The following is a 5,023-nucleotide window of genomic DNA, read 5'->3' on the forward strand; positions in this document are numbered from 1 at the left end:
CGGCAACCTGCCGTCCGGGGCCGTTCCGTTCCCCGGCACGCCGTCGGGCCGCCGCCGGACCCCGTCGCCGGCACGCCCCCGGATCTCGGCCCGATCACGACGGTCTCGGTCCGATGAAGCGCCCGTCAACGTCGCGTCAACGTCGCGCTATCACCCGTATGGAGGGCGTCAGGGAGCCATAACGCGCCCCTGACGGCTGCTTTGCTGCATCTGCCGGTCGTCCGCCGGTGCCGCACGAGCCCCTTCGGCCCAGGTCGCGGCATCTCCCGAACCACTCTGGTGGAGCCCATGTCCGATCTCATCTACGTCGGTGTCACGGTCGCCGTGTTCGCCGTCATCGCCCTGATCGCGCGGGGGGTGGAGAAGCTGTGAACGAGCGCAGCGAGCGAACCATCAACAGGGGCGTGTTGCGCGAAGCGCCCGCCGAGCGCAGCGAGGTGGGCGCATGAGTGCCGAGAACATCGCTGGTCTGGTCGTGGCCGTCGCGCTCGTCGGCTATCTCGTCGTGGCGCTGATCTTCCCGGAGAAGTTCTGACATGGGATCCACTCTCGCGGGCTGGCTCCAGGTCCTCGCCCTCGTCGGCGCGCTGGTCCTGTGCTACCGGCCCCTCGGCGATTACATCGCCAAGCTCCTCACCTCCGCCAAGCACCTCAGAGTCGAGCGCGGCATCTACAAGGTGATCGGCGTCGACGGCGACGCCGATCAGCGCTGGCCGGCGTACCTGCGTTCGGTGCTGGCCTTCTCGGCCGTCTCGGTCCTCTTCCTCTACGGCCTGATCCGTCTCCAGGGCTACCTGCTGCTGAACCTGGGCGTTCCGCAGATGGAGGGCCACCAGGCCTGGAACACCGCGATCTCGTTCGTCGCCAACACCAACTGGCAGTCCTACGGCGGCGAGTCCGCGATGGGCCACCTGGCGCAGATGGCGGGCCTGGCGGTGCAGAACTTCGTCTCCGCGGCCGTCGGCATCGCCGTCGTCGCCGCGCTGATCCGGGGCTTCACCCGTAACAGGACGGACCGGGTCGGCAACTTCTGGGTCGACCTCACCCGGATCAGCCTGCGCCTGCTGCTGCCGATCTCGGTCGTCTTCGCCCTGGTCCTGGCCGCCAACGGCGTGATCCAGAACTTCCACGGCTTCCACGAGGTGACCACCCTCGCGGGCGAGGTGCAGAAGATCCCGGGCGGTCCGGTGGCCTCCCAGGAGGTCATCAAGCTGCTCGGCACCAACGGCGGCGGCTTCTTCAACGCCAACTCGGCGCACCCGTTCGAGAACCCGACCGGCTTCACCAACCTGGTCGAGATCTTCCTGATACTGCTGATCCCGTTCGCTCTGCCTCGGACCTTCGGCCGGATGGTGGGGGACAACCGCCAGGGCTACGCGATCGTCGCCGTGATGGGCCTGTTCTGGGTCGCCTCGGTGGCCCTGCTCACCTTCGCCGAGTCGCAGCACCAGGGCAGCGCCCTGCAGGCCGCGGGCGCCGCGATGGAGGGCAAGGAGCAGCGCTTCGGCATCGCCGCCAGTTCGCTGTTCGCCGCGTCGACCACGCTGACCTCGACCGGCGCGGTGAACTCCTTCCACGACTCGTACACGCCGTTCGGCGGCGGGCTGACGGTCTTCAACATGATGCTGGGCGAGATCGCGCCCGGCGGTGTGGGCTCCGGCCTGTACGGCATGCTGGTGCTGGCGGTCGTCGCGGTGTTCGTGGCCGGCCTGATGGTCGGACGCACCCCCGAGTACCTGGGCAAGAAGCTCGGCGGCCGGGAGATGAAGTTCGCCTCCCTGTACATCCTCACCACGCCGACGATCGTGCTGGTCGGCACGGGTGTGGCGATGGCCCTGCCGGGCGAGCGCGCCGGGATGCTCAACTCGGGCGCCCACGGCTTCTCCGAGGTGCTGTACGCCTTCACCTCGGCCGCCAACAACAACGGCTCGGCCTTCGGCGGCATCACCGTCAACACCGACTGGTACGACACCGCGCTCGGCCTGGCGATGATCTTCGGCCGTCTCCTGCCGATCGTCTTCGTCCTGGCGCTGGCCGGCTCGCTCGCCCAGCAGCAGCCGGTCCCGGCCACCCCGGGCACCCTGCCCACCCACAAGCCGCTGTTCGTGGGCCTGCTGTCGGGCGTGATCCTGATCGTCGTCGGCCTCACCTACTTCCCGGCCCTGGCTCTCGGGCCGATCGCGGAAGGTCTGTCCTCCTGATGTCCACCCCTACGCTCAACCCCGCACCGGCCGGTACCACTGCCGAGCCGCACAGAGTGGCGAGCGGCCTGCTCGACCCGAAACTGATCGTCGCGTCCCTGCCGGACGCGGTGAAGAAGCTCGACCCCCGGGTGATGGTCAAGAACCCGGTGATGTTCGTGGTCGAGGTCGGCTCGGTGGTCACCACGGTCTCCGCGATCGCCAGCCCGTCCGTGTTCGCCTGGGCGATCACCGTCTGGCTCTGGCTCACCACGGTCTTCGCCAACCTGGCGGAGGCCGTCGCCGAGGGCCGCGGCAAGGCCCAGGCCGACACCCTGCGCAAGACCAAGACCGAGAGCGTCGCCCGTCGGCTCACCGACTGGCCCGCGACCCGGGCCGAGGAGGAGGTGCCCGGCACCGCGCTGCGGCTCGGCGACCACGTGGTGGTCGAGGCCGGGCAGATCATCCCCGGCGACGGCGACGTGGTCGAGGGCGTCGCGAGCGTCGACGAGTCGGCGATCACCGGCGAGTCCGCGCCCGTCATCCGCGAGTCCGGCGGCGACCGCTCCGCGGTGACCGGCGGCACCAAGGTGCTGTCCGACCGGATCGTGGTGAAGATCGCCTCGGAGCCCGGCAAGTCGTTCATCGACCGCATGATCGCCCTGGTCGAGGGCGCCGCCCGGCAGAAGACGCCGAACGAGATCGCGCTCAACATCCTGCTGGCCTCGCTGACCATCGTCTTCCTGGTCGCGGTCGTCACGCTCCAGCCGATGGCCACCTACGCGGGCGCCCCGCAGTCGATGATCGTCCTGGTCGCCCTGATCGTGGCGCTCATCCCGACCACCATCGGCGCGCTGCTCTCCGCGATCGGCATCGCCGGCATGGACCGCCTGGTGCAGCGCAACGTGCTGGCGATGTCCGGCCGCGCCGTCGAGGCCGCCGGCGACGTCAACACCCTGCTGCTCGACAAGACCGGCACCATCACCCTGGGCAACCGCCAGGCCGCCGAGTTCCTGCCCGCCCCGGGCGTGGGCACCGACGAGCTGGCCAGCGCGGCGCAGCTCTCCTCCCTCGCGGACGAGACCCCGGAGGGCCGCTCGATCGTGGTCCTGGCCAAGACCGAGTACGGCCTGCGGGCCCGCGCCCAGGGCGAGCTGACCCACGCCACCTGGGTCCCGTTCACCGCCCAGACCCGGATGTCGGGTGTCGACCTGGACGAGGCCGAAGGGGTCCACCAGGTCCGCAAGGGAGCCGCCGGCGCGGTCACCAACTGGGTCACCGGGAACGGCGGTTCGGTCGGCAACGAGGTCTCGGCCCTGGTCGACGGCATCTCCGCGGCCGGTGGCACCCCGCTGGTGGTGGCCACCAGGCTCGGCAGCGAGCCCGCCCGCGTCCTGGGGGTCATCCACCTCAAGGACGTGGTCAAGGAGGGCATGCGGGAGCGCTTCGACGAGCTCCGCCGGATGGGCATCAAGACCATCATGATCACGGGCGACAACCCGCTGACCGCCAAGGCGATCGCGGAGGAGGCCGGCGTGGACGACTTCCTCGCCGAGGCCACGCCCGAGGACAAGATGGCCCTGATCAAGAAGGAGCAGGAGGGCGGCAAGCTGGTCGCGATGACCGGCGACGGCACCAACGACGCCCCCGCGCTCGCCCAGGCCGACGTCGGTGTCGCGATGAACACCGGGACCATGGCGGCCAAGGAGGCCGGCAACATGGTCGACCTGGACTCCAACCCGACCAAGCTGATCGAGATCGTGGAGATCGGCAAGCAGCTGCTGATCACCCGCGGCGCGCTGACCACCTTCTCGATCGCCAACGACGTGGCCAAGTACTTCGCGATCATCCCCGCGATGTTCGCCGGGGTCTACCCGGGCCTGAGCCACCTCAACATCATGGGCCTGCACAGCCCGCAGTCCGCGATCACCTCGGCGATCATCTTCAACGCCCTGGTCATCATCGGCCTGATCCCGCTCGCCCTGCGCGGCGTGCGCTACCGCCCGTCCGACGCCAGCTCGCTGCTGCGCCGCAACATCGGGATCTACGGCTTCGGCGGCCTGGTGGTGCCGTTCGTCGGCATCAAGCTGATCGACCTGATCGTCCAGTTCATCCCCGGCCTCAACTGACGCGGGGAAGGAGAGAAAACCATGTCCAAGCCCCTGCCCGCCGTCGTGCGGACCCACCTCACGGCCCTGCGGGTACTCCTGGTGCTGACCGTGATCCTCGGGGTCGCGTACCCGCTGCTGATCACCGGCATCTCCCAGGTCGCCTTCACCGACAAGGCGAACGGCTCGCCGGTGGAGTCCGACGGCAAGGAGATCGGCTCCAGCCTGGTCGGCCAGAGCTTCAACCTGCCCAAGGCCAACCCGGACGACCCGAAGGAGGAGGCCCAGCCGGACCCGAAGTGGTTCCAGCCCCGCCCCTCCGCGGCCGGGACCGGCTACGACGCCTCCTCCTCCAGTGCCAGCAACCTCGGCCCCGACAACGAGGACCTGCTGAAGGCCGTCAACGACCGCCGCGCCGCCGTCGCCGCGTTCGACGGCGTCGACCCGGCGAGCGTCCCGGCCGACGCGCTGACCGCCTCCGGCTCCGGCCTCGACCCGCACATCTCCGTCGCGTACGCCAAGGAGCAGGTCGACCGGGTCGCCAGGAACCGCAACCTGCCGGTGGAGACGGTGACCAAGCTGGTCGACGAGTACACCGAGAGCCGCTCGCTCGGCTTCCTCGGCAACGAGGGCGTCAACGTCGTCCTGCTCAACAAGGCTCTAGGCGATCAGAAGTGACACCACATCACGCACACGCATGACCCGGCCGGCCCGGTCGCGGGAGCACCTCTCCCG

Annotated in this window: 4 protein-coding genes; all 4 read left to right on the forward strand. The window is 69.6% G+C overall.

All coding sequences use genetic code 11. The features are described 5' to 3' along the window. Positions 1-445: 445 nt before the first annotated feature. Genes kdpF through kdpC form a run of 4 tightly spaced genes read left to right on the forward strand, consistent with a single transcriptional unit; the run spans position 446 to position 4,966 of the window. Entirely contained in the window at positions 446-535 is a 90-nt protein-coding gene (gene kdpF, locus ACFU7Y_RS39975) for a K(+)-transporting ATPase subunit F (RefSeq protein ID WP_045693083.1), read from the forward strand. A gap of 1 nt (position 536) precedes the next feature. Next, on the forward strand, positions 537-2,201 hold the full coding sequence (gene kdpA / locus ACFU7Y_RS39980) for a potassium-transporting ATPase subunit KdpA (RefSeq protein ID WP_224280378.1): 1,665 nt from the start codon (positions 537-539) through the stop codon (positions 2,199-2,201). Next, the gene (gene kdpB, locus ACFU7Y_RS39985; protein WP_224280380.1) at positions 2,201-4,309 is read left to right on the forward strand and encodes a potassium-transporting ATPase subunit KdpB; all 2,109 of its coding nucleotides are present in this window, start codon (positions 2,201-2,203) and stop codon (positions 4,307-4,309) included. The genes kdpA and kdpB overlap by 1 nt, the downstream gene beginning before the upstream one ends. Positions 4,310-4,330: 21 nt before the next feature. Continuing rightward, complete coding sequence (gene kdpC, locus ACFU7Y_RS39990) at positions 4,331-4,966, forward strand: potassium-transporting ATPase subunit KdpC (RefSeq protein WP_224280382.1); 636 nt, start codon at positions 4,331-4,333, stop codon at positions 4,964-4,966. Positions 4,967-5,023 lie beyond the last annotated feature (57 nt).

The organism is Kitasatospora sp. NPDC057542, from assembly GCF_042801945.1.
Lineage (GTDB): Bacteria > Actinomycetota > Actinomycetes > Streptomycetales > Streptomycetaceae > Kitasatospora.